The sequence below is a fragment of the Kocuria sp. HSID16901 genome (assembly GCF_003989425.1).
Classification (GTDB): Bacteria; Actinomycetota; Actinomycetes; order Actinomycetales; family Micrococcaceae; genus Rothia; species Rothia massiliensis.
Window position 1 is genome coordinate 407373 of record NZ_RBLM01000002.1, and the last position, 17078, is coordinate 424450.

Here is a 17078-nt window from a genome sequence, read left to right on the forward strand (position 1 = left end):
GAAGGGGCGGCACCCAATACGGGTGCCGCCCCTTCATAATTTCTGAACGATCATTCGACGTTCGGCGTATCTCCTCGCTTCGAACGACCGGGGGAGTTACTTCTCCGGCGTGGCGAGGTCCAAGCGATCACGGTAGTACTCGATGCGCTTCTGGAGAGTTTCTTCCAGCTCTTCCATGGAGCGTCGTTCCAGCAGCATGTCCCAGTGAGTACGCACCGGCTTTTCGTTGCCAGCTTCCGGCCGGGAGCCATCAACCAAATATGCTTGCTTACCCGACTTGGCCGACCAGGTCGCGGGAATCTCGGCTTCGACCGCAAAAGTGACGAAGACTTGCTCACCGTCTTCCGTACGGTACTCAACACGCTGACGCGGAGCGGGCTCCACGCCCTGCTCTGATTCCATGGACTGAGAGCCCAAACGCATGCCTCGCAGGCTACGGTCACTCATAAATATTTATCCTTCCCCGGTGCCAGACAGTTATCGCTGATCCCATCAGCGCTGGCACGCCCTCATTTATTCCCTTCCATGGTCTCATTGATCACCATGAACACCGAAATTTCGGGTCCCGGACGACGAATGCCGCCCAACCGCCCCACAGGGACGAGATGAACGGCATTCATCGGGAAACCTAAATGACCTATTTGTCTCCAGGGATCCCATAGGTGCTGGGGGACTGCCCCGTGGATCCGCCCTCATTGGACGCGTTCGTCGTCCCTGGGGCCTCATCGCGATCAGCTGTCGGGGTCGAGTCGACATCAATGCTCGACGGCGGCATCTCAAATTCGTCTGGATCCACCATCGTCTGATTCGGATCTGCCTTGAGATCGTCCTCGGTCACTTTGAGCACAGGGGAGTCCACGATCGGGTCGTCGACGTCGTCCGGAACCTCGACGTCCTCCTCATCATCGGAGACGTTGGTGAAGGGGTTCATGGGGTCAACCCCAGAGCCGTCGTCGCCAAAGGCCTTACCGATACCACGCAGCGCATCGCCCAGCTCGGTCGGAATGAACCACAGCTTGTTGGCATCGCCTTCAGCAAGCTTCGGCAAGGTCTGAAGGTACTGGTAACTGAGCAGCTTCTGGCTCGGCTTCGCCTTGTGAATCGCGCTGAAGACCTTATGAATGGCCTGAGCCTCACCGTCGGCGCGAAGAATCGAGGCCTTAGCGTCACCTTCTGCCGAAAGAATCGCCGCCTGGCGTTCACCTTCTGCGGTGAGAATCTGCGATTGCTTCTGTCCCTCAGCGGTAAGAATCGCTGCACGACGATCCCGCTCAGCACGCATTTGCTTTTCCATCGAATCCTGAATGGATACCGGGGGCTGAATTTCCTTGATATCCACGCGGGAAACGCGCAGACCCCAGCGTCCTGTGGTGCTGTCCAACACGCCACGGAGCTCCGCATTGATCTGGTCGCGGGAGGTCAACGTCTGCTCAAGATTGAGGCCACCGACGACGTTACGCAAGGTCGCGCTCGTGAGCTCATCCACGGCGTGAATGTAGTTGGTGATTTCGTACGTAGCGGCACGAGGATCCGTCACCTGGAAATAGACCACGGTATCGATTCCGACGACGAGGTTGTCTTCAGTAATCACGGACTGCGAGGGAAACGAGACGACCTGTTCGCGAAGATCGATCAGGGGGAGAACCCTGTCAATGAATGGGACGATAAAGTGCAATCCCGGATTGAGCGTCGTCTGGTATTTACCGAGACGTTCCACGATTCCTGCACGGGCTTGGGGGATAATCCGCACTGCTTTAAAGACCGTGATCACCACAAAAATGATGATCAGGACCAGCACGATGATGAGCGGGGTCATGCGACTACCTTTCAGGTGGTTCTTTTATTCGGGATCTAGAGTGTGGTGCTGTCTTGTTCTGTCTCGGGAGCTTCATTGCTCACGATTGCTGTTGCACCCTCAATGCGTTGAACGACAGCTTCGTGTCCAGTAGGAATCGGCGCCGAATCACCAACGGTTCGCGCCGTCCAATGATCGCCTTCAAGTCGAATGAGTCCCGTCTTGTCGGACACGGCCTCCAAAACTTCCACGTGTTGGCCGATCAGTCGGTCGACATTGGTCGGAGCGTGTGGGGAATTCCGACGAAGACGTCGCAGCATAATGGGACGCACCAAGAACAGCAGAAGAATTGCCACGACAGCGAAAACGATGACTTGGACCGTCCAGCTATCAACTGCCAATGCTGTCAGCATTGCAGCTAGGCAACCGAACGAAAGCATCAAGCAGAAAAAATCGAGCGACAGCATTTCGATGACGCCCAAAATGATCGCTGCTATGAGCCAGACGGCCACCGGATTCTCGACAATCCACGTCAGCACGATTGAGTCCTTTCACGGGGTATATATCTATCGTGCATGATTCGGTCGGCGAATACATCAACGGCAGACCGTCCAGACGGAGATCCATACAACCGATAATCTACATTATGTAAAGTAGAGGGAATCTGGACGCCCCTATTGGCTGCCGAATCCATGTCCGCGGTAGATTCGACACATGACTCCTTCCCCTGCACTTCAACCCGAACGTCGCGCAGCACCATCTATGCCCGTCTGGGCCTTTGCCATCATCGATGCACTCTTGATTATGATCTTCGCTGGCATCGGCCGAGCCTCTCACGGAGAAACTATTTCGGGTATTGCCATGACGGCATGGCCGTTCCTCGTGGGCGGCGCCGTGGGATGGATCGTCAGTCGCGCGTGGCGTCGACCTGAAATAATCTTTCCTGCCGGAGTCGCCATATGGGTCTCCACCGTGGTCGTCGGCATGGTTCTTCGCGCAATCACAGGCGCCGGGACGCACTGGTCGTTCATCATCGTCGCAACCATCACGACCGGCGTCTTCCTCCTGGGATTCCGGCTCGTAGTGCGCTTGATTCAGCGATTCACGCACGGTCCGACCGCGAATTAAAGCAAAAACGCTGGCTACTCCCCGAGCGTATCACTAACCTTCAACTTATACCTAAGGTTAATCTTGGAGGAACCGAATCCAATCCTGCAGCACACGATGCGCGCTTCCGGAATCGATGGACTCCTCCGCACTATGTATGGCCTCGTTCAACCGGTCCGGCAAGGGCCGATCCACATCGCTCGAGGCCGATACCAGACCAGCGGCCGCATTAAGGACCACGGTGTCGCGAATCGGCCCCTTCTCCCCCGCAATGACCCGCCGAATCACATCTGCGTTGAATTCGGCATCCTTACCGGTGATGTCGCCCAACGTATTCGAGGGCAGGTTCAAATCGGCAACTTCAATGACGCTCTCCTGAATCTGCCCATCGAACGCCTCCCAGATGCGGGACGGGCCGATCAAGCTCAATTCATCGAGATTGAGTGGCCCGATAAATACCAAGGCGTGTTGCCGACGACGAGCAAAAACATCCGCCATCAGTGGTGCTATCCGAGCATTCGATACACCGATAACGGATGAATCGACCCGAGCGGGGTTAGCTAGCGGTCCCAAAAAGTTGAAGATCGTCGGGACGCCCAGCGTCTTCCGGATCGGGCCGATATATCTCATGGCCGGATGGTATGTATTCGCGAAGAGGAACGAGATTCCGACCTCATCGGCGGAGGCTTCGACACGATCTGCAGGCGCGTCCAGCGGCAAACCTAGGCGCTCAAGAGCATCCGCGGACCCCGTGGAGGACGACGACGCCCTGTTTCCATGCTTGACGACCTTGAGGCCCGTCCCGGCAATGACCAACGAAGCCATCGTCGAAATATTGACCGTATTGTGCTGGTCTCCCCCGGTGCCCACGATGTCCACGGCGTCGCGCGGGCCGTGATAATCCTTGGCCATGCTGAGCATCTGTTCGGAAAGCCCGTGAAGTTCCTCGGCCGTCTCCCCCTTGGTATGCAAACCCACCAAGAAGGCCGCAACGTGGACCGGGTCGGCAGCGCCGGTCATCATGTCTTTCATGGCCCAGGCAGCCTCGTCGTAGGTCAGGTCTTCGTGACGTTCAATCGCGTTGATCAGCGACTTCCAGCTGGTTTCACGTGCGTGGAGTGACGAATCGTTCATCCCTCAACCTTACGGGATCACAGCCCGCACCTGTCAGCGATACTCTCGAACCCTGACGTATCCCTGGACGCTCCCTGGATAAACACGTGTGGCCCTCGTCCCACCGTTACGTGACCTTAATACCTACAGGGCGCGAAAAGCCCCGAATTCCCGCGGATTTCCAACGATCTGCGGCACGCTCCGTGACACGCCGGAGGGCACAAACGGCGTTCCTGTTGGTCCGACGGGAGTTTTACCGACATAATGTCTATGTGACAACTGCAACCCAAACTCACAGTAAGTCGGCACAACCGACGCTCAATCGCCCGAACATCGTGTCCGTTGGCACGGTGGTTTGGCTCGCGAGTGAGCTGATGTTCTTCGCCGGACTCTTTGCCATGTACTTCACCCTGCGCGCCACGGTGCCCGAGGTGTGGGCCGAAAACACCCACCACCTTGATGTTCCGCTCGCGCTGGCAAATACGATCGTCCTCGTCTTGAGTTCGGTCACTTGCCAGTTTGGCGTGTTCAAGGCGGAACAGCTCAAGGCACGACGCACCGGTTCTATCTGGCAGGTCGGCCAGTGGGGAATGATCGAGTGGTTCTTCCTCACCTTCATCATGGGCGCGTTCTTCGTCAGCATCCAGTCGATGGAATATGCAACCCTCGTCTCGGAGGGCGTCTCGATTGCCGGTAGCGCCTATGGTTCGGCGTTCTACATCACCACCGGATTCCACGCTCTTCACGTGACTGCGGGACTCATCGCATTCCTGTTCATCATTGGGCGCGCCTATGTTGCCAAGCGCTTCGGTCATTACGAAGCGACCTCGGCAATCGTGGTGTCCTACTACTGGCACTTCGTCGACGTGGTCTGGATTGTGCTGTTCCTCGTCGTCTACTTCGTCAAGTAGACGTCGTTTCAGCGGTCCGTCCCCACATCAATCACACACAGACAAAGGAACTCCTGACGTGAAGGCACTTTCTCAAAAGCGGCGTCATCCGCTGGCGGCCATCATTCTTTTGGCTGTCGCTCTTGTCCTGACTGGCGGCCTCTATGCAGTTGCCTCAGCCACCAACCAGGCCAAGGCCGACTCCTCACAGAGCTACACAGCAGATGACATTGCTGCCGGACAAAAGTTGTTCCAGTCGAACTGCGCCACTTGCCACGGCACGAGTGCTGAAGGCACCCAGGACGGGCCGTCCCTGATCGGTGTCGGCGCGGCCGCGGTGGACTTCCAGGTCGGCACGGGCCGTATGCCCATGCAGATGCAGGGTACTCAGGCCCAGATCAAGCCGGGTCAGTTCAACGACGAGCAGACCAAGCAGCTCGCCGCCTACGTTTCTTCCTTGGGTGCAGGCCCCGGCGTGCCGGATGCGGAATCCTTGGACACGAGCAAGGGCGATGCCGCTAACGGCGCCAAGGTCTTCCTGGCCAACTGCGCCATGTGCCACAACGCGGCAGGCGCCGGCGGTGCCCTGACTCGCGGCAAGTTCGCGCCGACGCTCATGGGTGTCTCCGAGCAGCACATCTACGAGGCCATGGAAACCGGCCCGCAAAACATGCCGGTGTTCAACGACGCCAACATCACGCCCGACGAAAAGCGCGATGTCATCACTTACCTGAAGGCACAAGAAACCAACAGCTCCCCCGGCGGACTCGCGCTGGGCTCCCTTGGCCCGGTTTCTGAAGGCTTGTTCATCTGGACTATCGGACTCGGAGTCGTCGTAGGCTTCACCGTCTGGCTGACCTCGCGGTCCGCATAAGCCCAGCAGGGCATCACACACTTACTAGTAGCTCGTACCAAGGAAGTTAGAGGAACACATGGGCAACCATCGTGACGGAGCACCGGATCATTCCGGCGCCGTTGCTACCTCAGAAGATCAGAACCAGGAAAAATTTCCGGATCCTGGTCTGCCGCATCACGAACCACGTCTGACCGACCTTGATCCTCGGCGTGCTAAGCGTGCCGAACATCAGGTCTCCTGGCTGTTCATTCTGTCGATCGTTGGCGCTTTCATTTTCTGGATCGGGTTCTTCGCGATCAAAGCTAACGGCGACATGTACGACGTCAATAACCCGGATCCCACCAGCAATCTGCGCTTGCAGAACCTGCTTCTCGGTCTCGGTATTGCGTGCACGATGTTCGGCATCGGAATCGGCATTGTTCACTGGGCACGTACGCTGATGCCTGACCACGAGATGGTCGAGATGCGTCACGAAATCAGCTCCGAGGATTCACGAGCGGAAGCTCAGGAGATCGTCGAAACAATCATCGACGAATCCGGTGTGAAGCGTCGTCCTCTGATGCGGAACACCTTGATCGGTGCCATTATCCTGGCGCCCCTCACCTTTGTGACTCTGTTCCGCGAACTCGGGCCGATCGATACCAAGGTTCTCTCTCACACCTTGTGGGATAAGGGAGTTCGCCTGGTTCGCGACCCTTCCGGAACTCCCATCAAGGCCGCCGACGTGACCATGGGATCCGCTTACCACGTTCTTCCCGAGAACATTCTCGATATCTCCCACGAAGATGGTTACCTCGAGGAAAAGGCCAAGGCCGTTGTTCTTCTGATGCGTATGGATCCGGAGGAGTTGCACGTTTCCGAGGATCGCAAGGACTGGAACGTCGACGGCATCATCGCCTACTCCAAGGTTTGCACGCACGTTGGTTGCCCCATCGCTCTGTATGAGCAGCGGACGCACCACCTGCTGTGCCCCTGCCACCAGTCAACGTTCGACGCTGCGAATGAGTGCGCCGTGGTCTTCGGCCCCGCCGCCCACGCGTTGCCGCAGCTTCCGATCACCGTCGATTCCGAGGGCTACCTCGTTGCCCGCAGCGACTTCCACGAGCCGGTTGGCCCGGCCTACTGGGAACGCGGCAAGCAAAAGCAAGAGATGGCGAGTGAGGCTTAATCATGTCTAATGCCGTAAACGAATACCAGGCCTCGACCACCCCCGGCCGTATCGCGAACTTTGTTGATACTCGAGTGGGCATGTCGGGAATCGTGCGTGAATTTGGCCGCAAGATCTTCCCGGATCACTGGTCCTTCATGTTTGGCGAAGTCGCTCTATACAGCCTCGTCATCCTGATTCTCTCGGGAACCTACCTGACCTTCTTCTTCGACCCGTCGATGACCTCTAAGGTCTACGACGGTAGCTACGTACCCATGAAGGGCGTCGAGATGTCGGCGGCATATGCATCCGCATTGCATATCTCGTTCGATATCCGTGGCGGCTTGTTTATGCGTCAGGTCCATCACTGGGCCGCTCTCATGTTCGTCGTCGCCATTGCTGTGCACATGATGCGAGTGTTCTTCACTGGCGCATTCCGTCGCCCTCGCGAGTTGAACTGGGTTGTGGGCGGCATGCTGTTCGTGCTCTCCATGGCGGCCGGATTCACCGGTTATTCGCTCCCCGATGACGTGCTGTCCGGTAACGGTCTCCGCATTATCGACGGCGTCATGAAGGCGATCCCGCTGGTCGGTACTCACCTCTCGCTCTTCTTCTTCGGGGGCGAGTTCCCAGGCCACGCCGTCATCGGCCGCTTGTACACGCTGCACATCATGATTGTGCCCGCGCTCATTTTGCTCACGGTCGCGATTCACCTCTTCATGGTGGTCGTCCACAAGCACACTCAGTACCCCGGCCCCGGACGTACCGAAAAGAACGTTGTCGGCTTCCCTGTTGGTCCGGTTTACGCCGCCAAGGCTGGCGGGTTCTTCTTCGTGGTCTTCGGAATCATCGCCTTGATGGCCGGAACCGTCACGATCAACGCCATTTGGAACTACGGTCCCTACGATCCCTCCCCTGTTCAGGCAGGTACGCAGCCTGACTGGTATATCGGTTGGGTCGATGGCGCACTACGTCTGATGCCGGGCTCCTGGCCCTTCCACTGGCAGTTGCAGGCAGGTGGCACCTGGGTGTTGGCAGTGTTGCTCCCGATGGTGCCCGCTGCGATCCTGTTGGGCTGCTTCTTCCTGTGGCCGTGGATCGAACGTTGGGTTACCAAGGACAACCGTGAACACAACATCCTGGATCGCCCCCGTAACGCTCCGTTCCGTACGGGCGCAGGCGTGGCCGGTGTGACCTGGTACGCCGTCATGATGACTGCGGCAAGCTCCGACTTGATCGCGACGCACTTCCACGTCGCTCTCAACGACGTCGCCTACGTGCTCCGGTTCCTGTTCTTCTTCGGACCGTTCATCGCCTTCGAGATCACGCGCAGGATCTGCCTCTCCTTGCAGAGGAAAGACCGCGAATTGGTCCTCCACGGTGTCGAAACCGGCCGGGTTGTTCAACTTCCCCACGGTGAATTCATCGAAGTACATGAGCCTCTCAATGAGTACGACATGTACCGCCTGGTGGACTTCAACTCCCCGAAGGTCACTCCCGCTCAGCCGAACAAGAAGGGCAAGATCACTGGCGCCGAGAAGGTCCGCGGTCGCATCTCCCGCTTGTTCTTTGAGGACAGGGTTGCTCCCGTAACTCCCTCCGAGCTGGAAGCTGCTCACAAGCATCACGAGATTGAGGCAGGCGGTCACTAGTCTTCACGGCTAGGCCAAATACCTCGTTTAGGAAAGGCCCTCGAACTCCGTAATGGAGTTCGAGGGCCTTTCTCATGCGCTTGCTGGATTGATGGAGTACCGGGAGCTACAACCGCCGTCTGCACGTTGACGGAGGCGGGGTATTCTCGCCGCCCGCTTCAGGCCAGTTCTTGTGGCGGAGTCGTCTAGTGGTTCTAGACGTCTTTGGCCGCCGGCGTCGTGGCTACCCAATAGATTCGCTCTACTCCGTCGGTGGTCTCCCATTGTCCGTCCACTCATGGAGGTGACACATCAGCAGGTAACTTTCCGGGGAGCACTTCTTAGCACCTGTACGTGTGGGGTGCGCCCTCCCTCATTTCCTGTCAGATCGTTGTCGAGCAACCGATAGACCGGCTGCGCAAATACCGAAGAACCACGTGTCGGTCCTATCCCCTCGAAACTCCTCTCCCAGTGGCCTCAGCGGGATCTCACCCCCCTGAAGTCCGAAGAATGTTGCTCGAGTCTCGGAGGGTTACACGGGTGTCGGCAAAGGGTGGCGGGGACGCGATGCTGGAGCCTATACGGTCGCGAACAACACATTCGGTAGCGTATGTCCGATTTGGTGGTGGTTGCCGTGCGTCTTTCGATCTGTTCGGTGGCGTTTGTCCGTATCGGTTGAGATTGCCATGCGGGCTTCGGTCCGTTTAGAGGCGTTTGTCCGATTTGGTGGGGTTTTTCCGTGCGGTCTTCGGTCTGTTGAGCGGGGTTTGTCCGTATCGGCGGCGGCACCCGTTCGGTAAGTCGCTCGTTCGGTGGGGTTTACCCAATTTGGTGGGGCCTGCAGCTGTTAGGAGGCGGTCTAGCCACCACCTAACGGAATTAAGCACATCCGATTCGGGTAAGCGCCACCCAACGTCGAGACTTTTCCTTCTCTACGTTCTCTACTCGTGATGGTAGGCGCCCGCCAACCGGGCAACCGCCACCTAAGAGCCGGATGCCACCCGGCCCCGATGAGCGACTAACGGCGATGGGCGGTGGACATCCCCCTCCTGATGCTCCAGTCGGACCCCTCAATAGCCGGGGTCGGCTGTCCACGACAGCCCGGGTCGCAGGGCAGCAGCCAACATGCTCTACAACAAAGATGTGGCACCACCCTACGCGTGCCCCGTGCTTTGGGCGGACCCAACCTCCGCGACAATTGCTACTACACGCAGCGCACATGCTGCCATCCCGCACATGCGCCGTCCCAAATTCAGTTTCCCCTAGCCCTTGGGCAAGCGCTTGGAGAAATCTCGCGTGGTCTCCGGCGGGCGCGGAAGTCACACGAGTCCTGAAGCCGCCGGTCCCCGGGGCCTCCACCAACGTGGCCACACAAAAGCCCCCATGCTCTACGAGCATGGGGGCTTTCTAGCGTCAAGAAACCTATTTGTCCCTAGTGGGCATGGCTTCCGCGGTTGTATTCATAGACCCAACCAACAAGTGCCACCAAAGCTACCGGAACGGCAAGCATCAGCAGCCACCAGCCGATGGCCAAGGCGACGACGCCAATCGTGGCGGCAATGCCCAGAAGGAGAGGCCACCAGCTCCACGGCGAGTAAAAACCGTAGTCACCGGCCGCGTCGGCGATCTCACCGTCGAGGTTATCCGATGGCTGGTTCGGGTGCTTCTTGTTGGTGAAACCAAAGAAGAAGCCCAGGAACGCCGACATCAGAGCGGTCAGCAACAGAGCGGGGAATCCAACCCATTCCTCAAAATTGGTCATGTATCCGTAGACAATGCTGACCGGAACGAGGAAGACGAACAAGCCCCAGAAGAGAATGCTATTTTCGCGCACGTTGTGACCTCCTAGGAATTCACCGTGGCGGCCTTGCGGGCAGCCGAGGCGACGTCGTGGTTCGTGGACAGTTCCGGATGGTGCAGGTCCAACGCAGGGCGCTCAGAGCGGATTCGCGGAAGAGCCGTGAAGTTGTGGCGCGGGGGCGGGCAAGACGTTGCCCATTCCAGCGATCCACCGAATCCCCACGGATCGTCCACTTCAACCTTCTTGCCATTTCGGGTGGTGATGTAAACGTTCCAGAAGAACGGCAACATCGACAGCGCGAGGATCATGGCGCCGATGGTAGAGAACTGGTTCATCCAGGTGAAGCCGTCCTCCGGCAAGTAGTCCGCGTAACGACGGGGCATACCGTCCACACCGAGCCAGTGCTGGATGAGGAACGTGGCGTGGAAGCCCACGAACAGCAACCAGAAGTGAATCTTCCCGAGACGCTCATTGAGCATCTTGCCGGTGAACTTCGGCCACCAGAAGTACAGGCCACCGAACATGCAGAACACGACCGTACCGAAGACCGTGTAATGGAAGTGAGCGACCACGAAGTACGAATCGGACAGATGGAAGTCCAGCGGCGGCGTAGCCAAGATGATGCCTGTGACGCCACCGAAGAGGAAGGTCAGCAAGAAGCCGAACACCCACAGCAGAGGCGTTTCAAACGTCATGGACCCTTGCCACATCGTTCCAATCCAGTTGAAGAACTTCACGCCCGTGGGCACGCCGATCATCATCGTCATGAACGAGAAGAACGGAAGCATCACGGCACCGGTCACGTACATGTGGTGCGCCCACACCGTCACGGACAGGGCAGCAATCGAAATCGTCGCGTAAACCAGTCCCTTATAACCGAAGATCGGCTTGCGAGAAAAGACGGGAATGATTTCCGAGACCACACCGAAGAATGGAAGGGCCAGCACATACACCTCTGGGTGGCCGAAGAACCAGAAGAGGTGTTGCCAGAGAATCGCGCCACCATTTTCGGCGTCAAAGATATGGCCACCCAGTCGTCGATCCATACCGAGGGCAAACAGAGCTGCAGCCAGCGGCGGGAAGATCATGATCAGCAGAATTGCCGTGATCAGGGTGGTCCAGGTGAAGACGGGCATACGCCACATCGTCATACCCGGTGCGCGCATGCACAGAATGGTCGTGATGAAGTTGACGCCGCCCATGATGGTGCCGAAGCCCTGGAGGGCGAGTCCGAAGACCCAGAGGTCACCGCCCACGCTGGGGCTGTACGTCGTCGAGTTCAGTGGTGCGTATGCGAACCAACCGAACGATGCAGCGCCCTGCGGGGTGATGAAGCCCGAGATAGCGACGAGTGAACCAAACAAGAAGAACCAGAACGCCAACGCATTGAGGCGAGGGAACGCCACGTCAGGCGCGCCCAGCTGAAGCGGAACGATGACGTTGGCGAACCCAACGAACACCGGCGTTCCGAACATCAGCAACATCAGCGTGCCGTGCATGGTGAAGAGCTGGTTGAACTGATCCTTGGTCTCAAGGATCTGCATTCCTGGCTGGAACAACTCCAAGCGCATGACGAGCGCCATGATGCCAGCGAGCAGGAAGAACGTGATGGAGGCGATCAAGTACATGTACCCGATCGTCTTGTGGTCGGTCGAGGTCAACCAGCTGACAATGATCCGGCCTCGCGAGCGAGGAACGGTACGTTGAGCAACCGTTGATTCTTCAGCTGAATACTCGAGTGTAGACACCGGTACTCCCCTACTTCGATTCGTTCTTGGTGGGATTGCGGTTGTACTCATCACCGAGGCGTCCGTTATTGCCCTGGTCCTTGAGTTCCTGCAAGTGCTTGTCGTAGTCGGACTTGGAAACAACCTTCACATTGAAAAGCATCTCCGAGTGGTACTCACCGCAGAGCTCGGCACATTTACCCTGGTAGTCGCCAGGCCCGCCGGTCTTGAAGTCCATGTAGTTGGTCTGTCCCGGGATTGTGTCGATCTTCTGCAAGAAGGCCGGTACCCAGAACGAGTGGTTGACATCGCGAGACTTCAGCTGGAGCTCAACTTCGGTGTTCTCCGGCAGGTAAAGGGTAGGAAGGGAATTCTCCACGCCAGGCTTGCCATCGAGGTGACCCTGCGTTCCCGAGGTGTACGTGTTGCTATCCAGGTAGTTGAAGTCCCAAGCCCATTGCTTGCCGTAAACCTCAACGGTGACTCCCGGATGGTCCCACCGTGCATCAACGGAACGCTCGGCACGGTCGGAGAACGAGAAGAGGCTGACAATCAGGATGATCGGGATGATCGTGTACATGATTTCCAGCGGAAGGTGGTATCCAAGCTGGCGGGGGTAGCCGGTCTCGCCCTTGCGGCGACGGTAGGCGATGATGCACCAGAGCATCAAGCCCCAAGTGACCAGGCCGACCGCGAGAGCAGCGATCCAGGAGCCAATCCAAAGATCCATGATCGTGTCGACGTTGTCCGTCGTACCGCGCTTAGTCGGCAAGAAGCCGTTTTCGGCGGTCTCCGAACAACCCGTCAACAGCAGCGTGGCGGCGGCGGTCGCGCCAACGGCAACGATGCCCTTAACGCGGCTGCTACCGGTTCGGTTCTGCGAACTCACAGACTGCCCTTCCTCTTCTATGCGTGCGTGTGATGAAAACGGTGGCCCAGGCGAAAATCCTGGACGAGCCGGTCACCTCTATCTTAGAGCCAGCTTACTCGCACCTGCGGATTCCCGCTGACACTGTGTCACCACAGTACCCGGTTTCATGCATTGAACGGTTCCGCGACATGAGCGCGATGTGGACTCCTGAGGCCCTGATTTGGTGCGCTCCACACGGAAATGGCCCGGACTCTCAGGCTTTGCCAAGGTCCGGGCCATATTACGAGCCACTCAAGCGCGATCTATGTCACTTAGTGGAATGAGTCTCCACATGCGCACGAGCCTTGGGCATTCGGGTTATCAATCGAAAAGCCCTGCTTCTGGATCGTGTCTTCGAAATCGATGGTTGAGCCCTCGAGATACGGCGTACTCATGCGATCCACGATCACTTCTACGCCATTGAAATCGCGGACAGCATCGCCGTCGAGAACGCGCTCGTCGAAATAGAGCTGATAGATCAGGCCAGAGCATCCGCCGGGCTGAACGGCAACTCGCAAACGAAGATCGGTGCGACCTTCCTGTTCCAGCAGAGCACGTACTTTCTCGGCCGCACCATCGGTCAAGTTCACGCCATGAGTAGGCAATTCCGTGGTGGTTTCCGGGGCTACAGTCATCATCACACCGGCCTTTCTGCTCCTCGAGGAGCCCTGACATTGGTCTCAGTTCAGTGTAACGCCGTACTCGACGGTCGTATTCCAACGACTTTGCGGGACCGAATCAACGACGTGACGGTGCAAGCAGGGTCTATTGGCCCTTCTTATTCATATGGGTCAAGAACAACGCTTCGGAGACAATAGCTCGCTGGAAGTCCGGGATATACAACGATTCATTGGCACTATGCGCTCGGGTATCCGGGTCTTCGATGCCAGTAATGAGGATGGAAGCCTGGGGAAAAGTTTCGACGAGCGAGGCGACAAAGGGAATTGACCCACCCATTCCCATCAACACGGGTTCTGTGGACCACGCTGAGCGCATGGCACCCAGGACTGCTTCGGCGGCTTCGCTGGTGACGTCGGCCTCGAAGGGCTGACCCGCCTCCCCCGCTTCATAATCGACCTCGCTTCCCCACGGAGCATGCTTGCTCACGTGCTCCGACAGGAGGCGGTGAGCTTTCTCGGGATCTTGCCCCGGGGGAACTCGAAGGCTCACGCGGGCACGTGCGGTGGCGGCCATCGTATTGGATGACTGATCCACGGGAGTGACATCCATGCCGATGATCGACAGGGCAGGCTGTTGCCACAGTCGCGAGGCCACACTTCCGACGCCCGTCAACGGCGCTTCGGGAAGCGTACCGGCATCCTTTCGAAAGTCTGATTCCTCATAGGTCAGGCTCGGCTCATCGCCCCGCACAAGCCCCTCGACGGCCACCGACCCTTTGTCGTCATGAAGGGAGGCCAGTAGACGCACCATGGCTGTATTGGCATCGACGACCGGACCGCCAAACATTCCTGAGTGCAATGCGTGATCCAAGGTTCTGACGGTGATAGTTCCCGAAATAACACCACGCAAACTCGTGGTCAGAGCGGGCACGCCGGCCCGCCAATTCGAGGAATCAGCGACGACGATGGCATCCGCTTCAAGCTTGTCACGATAGGTTTGCAGGAAGTTCTTGAAGCTCGGAGAACCTGCTTCTTCCTCACCTTCGATGAAGAGAGTAATGCCTAGGCCAAGGTCGTCACCACAAACTTCTTGAACTGCCGCAACCGACGTCAGGTGGGTCATGACACCCGCCTTGTCGTCGGCGGCGCCACGGCCGTACAGACGGTCCCCGATCTCCGTGGCGGCCCAAGGATCCGTGTTCCAATCGGCACCGTCGCCCACCGGTTGCACATCGTGATGCGCGTACAGCAAGACCGTGGGATATCCAGGGCTCGGCTTCTTGTGAGCGACGACCGCCGGCATGCCGTCCCGACCATCTGGTTGCTGCGCCGTCAAAATCTCGACTTCGTCGAACCCTGCCTCTCGCGCGAGTTCCTTGACGGCTTCGGCGCTCTCTCGTACCTTCGTCAGATCGTGACTCTCCCACGCGACCGACGGAATGGCGACGAGCCGTTTCAGGGTTTCCAGCGCCGAAGAGAAGCGGCTGTCTACGGAATTCTTGACTTCAATTTCAACTTGAGGATTAGGCATATATTCACGCTTTCCAGGGTGTGCCGGGATCTAGGTTGTGAGAGCCACTCTAGGACTCCCCCAGCTACTGACGGTAATAGCTACGAGTTTCACGTATCCTGAAGGAGTGTTCGGAAGCAAGAAGAAAACCTCCCATGACAACGCCGCAGAGGATCAGTCATCGCCTTCGATGACTGAAGCCGAAGCGCATACGCAACAGGGAAAGGGCCGCCCAACTCCCACGCGCAAGGAACGTGAACAGGCCCGTAAACGGCCGTTGGTCCCTGATGATCGAAAACTTGCCAAGGAAAAGCAGCGCCTTGCCGCGCAAGAAGCGCGACAGCGTCAGAGCGAAGCCATGCGAACAGGCGATGATCGTTACTTGCCGATCAAAGACCGTGGCCCTCAACGCCGATTCCTTCGAGACTATGTCGATGCCCGATTCAATATCGGTGATTATTTCATCATCGTGCTGCTCGCGATATTCATCATCGGCCTCCTCATGCCGCTACATATCCAGCAGTACACGATTTGGGTCATGTGGATCTTCATCGCCATTTGGGTATTGGACTTTTTCATTTTGTGGCGCAAACTCAAGCGCGTCGTCGTCGAGAAATTTGGTTCCGCCGAGCCAGGCTCCGGCATGTACGTCTTCAACCGGGTCATGATGATCAGGAAATTGCGCATGCCCAAGCCCATGGTCAGACGCGGCGAGTTCCCTTCCTAGAGGCCCTCGACATCACAGAAAGGCACGGACCGATTCCTCCATAGAGGAAATCGATCCGTGCCTTTTGCGTTACTCGCTTTCCCTCAGGGTCGACCCTGACGGCGTCGAAACTTTGCCAGTCCGCGATTGATTCTTGCGGCCCAGAACGGCCCTTCGTAGAGAAAGGCCGTATACCCCTGCACTAGATTCGCACCGTGATCTAACCGTTCTTGAACGTCCTCCGCAGTACTCACCCCTCCGACAGAGATGATCGTCATCTCTGAACCGACATGTTGTCGCAGCATTTTTAAAACGGCGAGAGACCGTTCGCGCAACGGGACACCGGACAGACCGCCTGCGCCACAGTGAGCAATTTCGTCGGGAGTAGAACGAAGACCTAAGGACTGACGCTCGATGGTGGTATTCGTCGCAATGATTCCGTCGAGATTCACGTCGAGGGCGAGGTCTCCGATGGCAGCGATCTCCTCGTCCGTCAGGTCCGGGGCAATCTTAACGAGCAAGGGTACGTGGCGGCGCGCGGCGTCGTCGGCGGCCTTCCCGACCTCCGTCAACAATGGTCGCAGGGATTCGATGTGCTGAAGGTCCCTGAGCCCGGGGGTATTCGGCGAACTGACGTTAACCACAAGATAGTCGGCTTGCGGCGCGAGAGTTCTGGCGCTGTGGAGGTAATCCTCAACGGCGTCGTCGAGGGCGACTTTTTTAGTTTTGCCGATGTTGACCCCGACGACGGGACGAGTTCCGTCACGGTGATCGTGCCAGAGATCAGCGTGAACCGATGCGAGCCGTGGTCCTATGGAATCCGCACCGTCGTTATTGAATCCCATTCGATTGATGACGGCCCGATCCTCGATGAGGCGAAAGAGTCGAGGCCGCGGATTCCCCGGTTGAGCCTGTCCCGTGACCGTACCGACTTCCACGTGCCCGAATCCGAGGTCGGTTAACGCATTGACGCCGGTAGCTCCTTTGTCGAAGCCGGCGGCCAACCCAAACGGGGACGGAAAGGTCATTCCCAAAGCCTCGGTCTTGAGTCGAGGGTCGGGGGCCAGAGCTCGGCGTAGAACCTTGGAGAGGCCCCAGGCCCGAAAGGCTTTGATTCCCGTGAATCCCCACGAATGTGCCTTTTCGGCGTCCATTCCGGAGAAAACGATCTTGAAAAAAGTGGGGTAGATTCTGGGCACCCTGACTCCTGGTCGTCGTCCTGACGATTTAACCATCTATCTAAACTTGAGGTTTTGCGTCGCGGG

Annotated in this window: 16 protein-coding genes; 6 read left to right on the forward strand and 10 right to left on the reverse strand. The window is 57.9% G+C overall.

What is annotated here, in order from left to right; translation table 11 throughout:
* Positions 1 to 96: 96 nt before the first annotated feature.
* The 3 genes from D8M21_RS04050 to D8M21_RS04060 all read right to left on the reverse strand — a co-directional run bounded on the left by D8M21_RS04050 (position 97) and on the right by D8M21_RS04060 (position 2334).
* Positions 97 to 447 (reverse strand): RNA polymerase-binding protein RbpA, encoded by a 351-nt coding sequence (locus tag D8M21_RS04050; protein WP_048678316.1) that lies wholly within the window; start codon positions 445 to 447, stop codon positions 97 to 99.
* 190 nt (positions 448 to 637) lie between these two features.
* Positions 638 to 1816, reverse strand: coding sequence for an SPFH domain-containing protein (locus tag D8M21_RS04055; protein ID WP_082156607.1), 1179 nt, complete (start codon positions 1814 to 1816; stop codon positions 638 to 640).
* A gap of 35 nt (positions 1817 to 1851) precedes the next feature.
* Complete coding sequence (locus tag D8M21_RS04060) at positions 1852 to 2334, reverse strand: NfeD family protein (RefSeq protein ID WP_048678318.1); 483 nt, start codon at positions 2332 to 2334, stop codon at positions 1852 to 1854.
* A 175-nt stretch (positions 2335 to 2509) separates the two neighbouring features.
* On the opposite strand from D8M21_RS04060, the gene D8M21_RS04065 reads away from it, so the two are divergent.
* Positions 2510 to 2923, forward strand: coding sequence for a DUF3054 domain-containing protein (locus tag D8M21_RS04065; RefSeq protein ID WP_082156608.1), 414 nt, complete (start codon positions 2510 to 2512; stop codon positions 2921 to 2923).
* 57 nt (positions 2924 to 2980) lie between these two features.
* Here the strand turns inward: D8M21_RS04065 and trpD are convergent, their stop codons facing one another.
* Positions 2981 to 4036, reverse strand: a complete 1056-nt coding sequence (gene trpD / locus D8M21_RS04070) for an anthranilate phosphoribosyltransferase (RefSeq protein ID WP_048678322.1) — start codon at positions 4034 to 4036, stop codon at positions 2981 to 2983.
* A 215-nt stretch (positions 4037 to 4251) separates the two neighbouring features.
* Here trpD and ctaE point away from each other — a divergent pair, with 215 nt between their 5' ends.
* From ctaE to qcrB, 4 genes are read left to right on the forward strand one after another with little or no spacing between them, the layout of a single operon-like run.
* Positions 4252 to 4926 carry an aa3-type cytochrome oxidase subunit III gene (ctaE, locus tag D8M21_RS04075; RefSeq protein WP_082156609.1) on the forward strand — a complete coding sequence of 225 codons (675 nt, stop codon included), beginning with the start codon at positions 4252 to 4254 and terminating at the stop codon, positions 4924 to 4926.
* A 58-nt stretch (positions 4927 to 4984) separates the two neighbouring features.
* Complete coding sequence (gene qcrC, locus D8M21_RS04080) at positions 4985 to 5779, forward strand: cytochrome bc1 complex diheme cytochrome c subunit (protein WP_085529512.1); 795 nt, start codon at positions 4985 to 4987, stop codon at positions 5777 to 5779.
* Between the two features lie 58 nt (positions 5780 to 5837).
* A complete protein-coding gene (gene qcrA, locus D8M21_RS04085; protein ID WP_048678327.1) occupies positions 5838 to 6929 on the forward strand; it encodes a cytochrome bc1 complex Rieske iron-sulfur subunit in 1092 nt (363 codons plus the stop codon).
* A gap of 2 nt (positions 6930 to 6931) precedes the next feature.
* Entirely contained in the window at positions 6932 to 8560 is a 1629-nt protein-coding gene (qcrB, locus tag D8M21_RS04090) for a cytochrome bc1 complex cytochrome b subunit (protein ID WP_048678329.1), read from the forward strand.
* Positions 8561 to 9971: 1411 nt separating this feature from the next.
* Here qcrB and D8M21_RS04095 read toward each other — a convergent pair.
* The 5 genes from D8M21_RS04095 to D8M21_RS04115 form a co-directional block, all read right to left on the reverse strand.
* Positions 9972 to 10373, reverse strand: coding sequence for a cytochrome c oxidase subunit 4 (locus D8M21_RS04095; RefSeq protein WP_048678331.1), 402 nt, complete (start codon positions 10371 to 10373; stop codon positions 9972 to 9974).
* A gap of 11 nt (positions 10374 to 10384) precedes the next feature.
* Positions 10385 to 12088 (reverse strand): aa3-type cytochrome oxidase subunit I, encoded by a 1704-nt coding sequence (ctaD, locus tag D8M21_RS04100; RefSeq protein ID WP_048678332.1) that lies wholly within the window; start codon positions 12086 to 12088, stop codon positions 10385 to 10387.
* A 10-nt stretch (positions 12089 to 12098) separates the two neighbouring features.
* Positions 12099 to 12956 (reverse strand): aa3-type cytochrome oxidase subunit II, encoded by an 858-nt coding sequence (gene ctaC, locus D8M21_RS04105; protein WP_126855668.1) that lies wholly within the window; start codon positions 12954 to 12956, stop codon positions 12099 to 12101.
* 293 nt (positions 12957 to 13249) lie between these two features.
* Positions 13250 to 13612, reverse strand: a complete 363-nt coding sequence (locus tag D8M21_RS04110) for a HesB/IscA family protein (protein ID WP_048678649.1) — start codon at positions 13610 to 13612, stop codon at positions 13250 to 13252.
* A gap of 130 nt (positions 13613 to 13742) precedes the next feature.
* The gene (locus D8M21_RS04115) at positions 13743 to 15128 is read right to left on the reverse strand and encodes a dipeptidase (protein WP_048678335.1); all 1386 of its coding nucleotides are present in this window, start codon (positions 15126 to 15128) and stop codon (positions 13743 to 13745) included.
* A gap of 106 nt (positions 15129 to 15234) precedes the next feature.
* Here D8M21_RS04115 and D8M21_RS04120 point away from each other — a divergent pair, with 106 nt between their 5' ends.
* Complete coding sequence (locus D8M21_RS04120) at positions 15235 to 15834, forward strand: DUF3043 domain-containing protein (protein ID WP_053089920.1); 600 nt, start codon at positions 15235 to 15237, stop codon at positions 15832 to 15834.
* An 83-nt stretch (positions 15835 to 15917) separates the two neighbouring features.
* Here D8M21_RS04120 and D8M21_RS04125 read toward each other — a convergent pair whose 3' ends face one another.
* Positions 15918 to 17012 carry a quinone-dependent dihydroorotate dehydrogenase gene (locus D8M21_RS04125; protein WP_274542914.1) on the reverse strand — a complete coding sequence of 365 codons (1095 nt, stop codon included), beginning with the start codon at positions 17010 to 17012 and terminating at the stop codon, positions 15918 to 15920.
* Between the last annotated feature and the right edge of the window lie 66 nt (positions 17013 to 17078).

What these genes read in the sequence shown, in the direction of transcription:
- D8M21_RS04050 (WP_048678316.1), bottom strand. Translation starts at nt 447, where the DNA reads ATGAGTGACCGTAGCCTGCGAGGCATGCGTTTGGGCTCTCAGTCCATG.
- D8M21_RS04055 (WP_082156607.1), bottom strand. Translation starts at nt 1,816, where the DNA reads ATGACCCCGCTCATCATCGTGCTGGTCCTGATCATCATTTTTGTGGTG.
- D8M21_RS04065 (WP_082156608.1), top strand. Translation starts at nt 2,510, where the DNA reads ATGACTCCTTCCCCTGCACTTCAACCCGAACGTCGCGCAGCACCATCT.
- trpD (WP_048678322.1), bottom strand. Translation starts at nt 4,036, where the DNA reads ATGAACGATTCGTCACTCCACGCACGTGAAACCAGCTGGAAGTCGCTG.
- qcrA (WP_048678327.1), top strand. Translation starts at nt 5,838, where the DNA reads ATGGGCAACCATCGTGACGGAGCACCGGATCATTCCGGCGCCGTTGCT.
- qcrB (WP_048678329.1), top strand. Translation starts at nt 6,932, where the DNA reads ATGTCTAATGCCGTAAACGAATACCAGGCCTCGACCACCCCCGGCCGT.
- D8M21_RS04110 (WP_048678649.1), bottom strand. Translation starts at nt 13,612, where the DNA reads ATGACTGTAGCCCCGGAAACCACCACGGAATTGCCTACTCATGGCGTG.
- D8M21_RS04115 (WP_048678335.1), bottom strand. Translation starts at nt 15,128, where the DNA reads ATGCCTAATCCTCAAGTTGAAATTGAAGTCAAGAATTCCGTAGACAGC.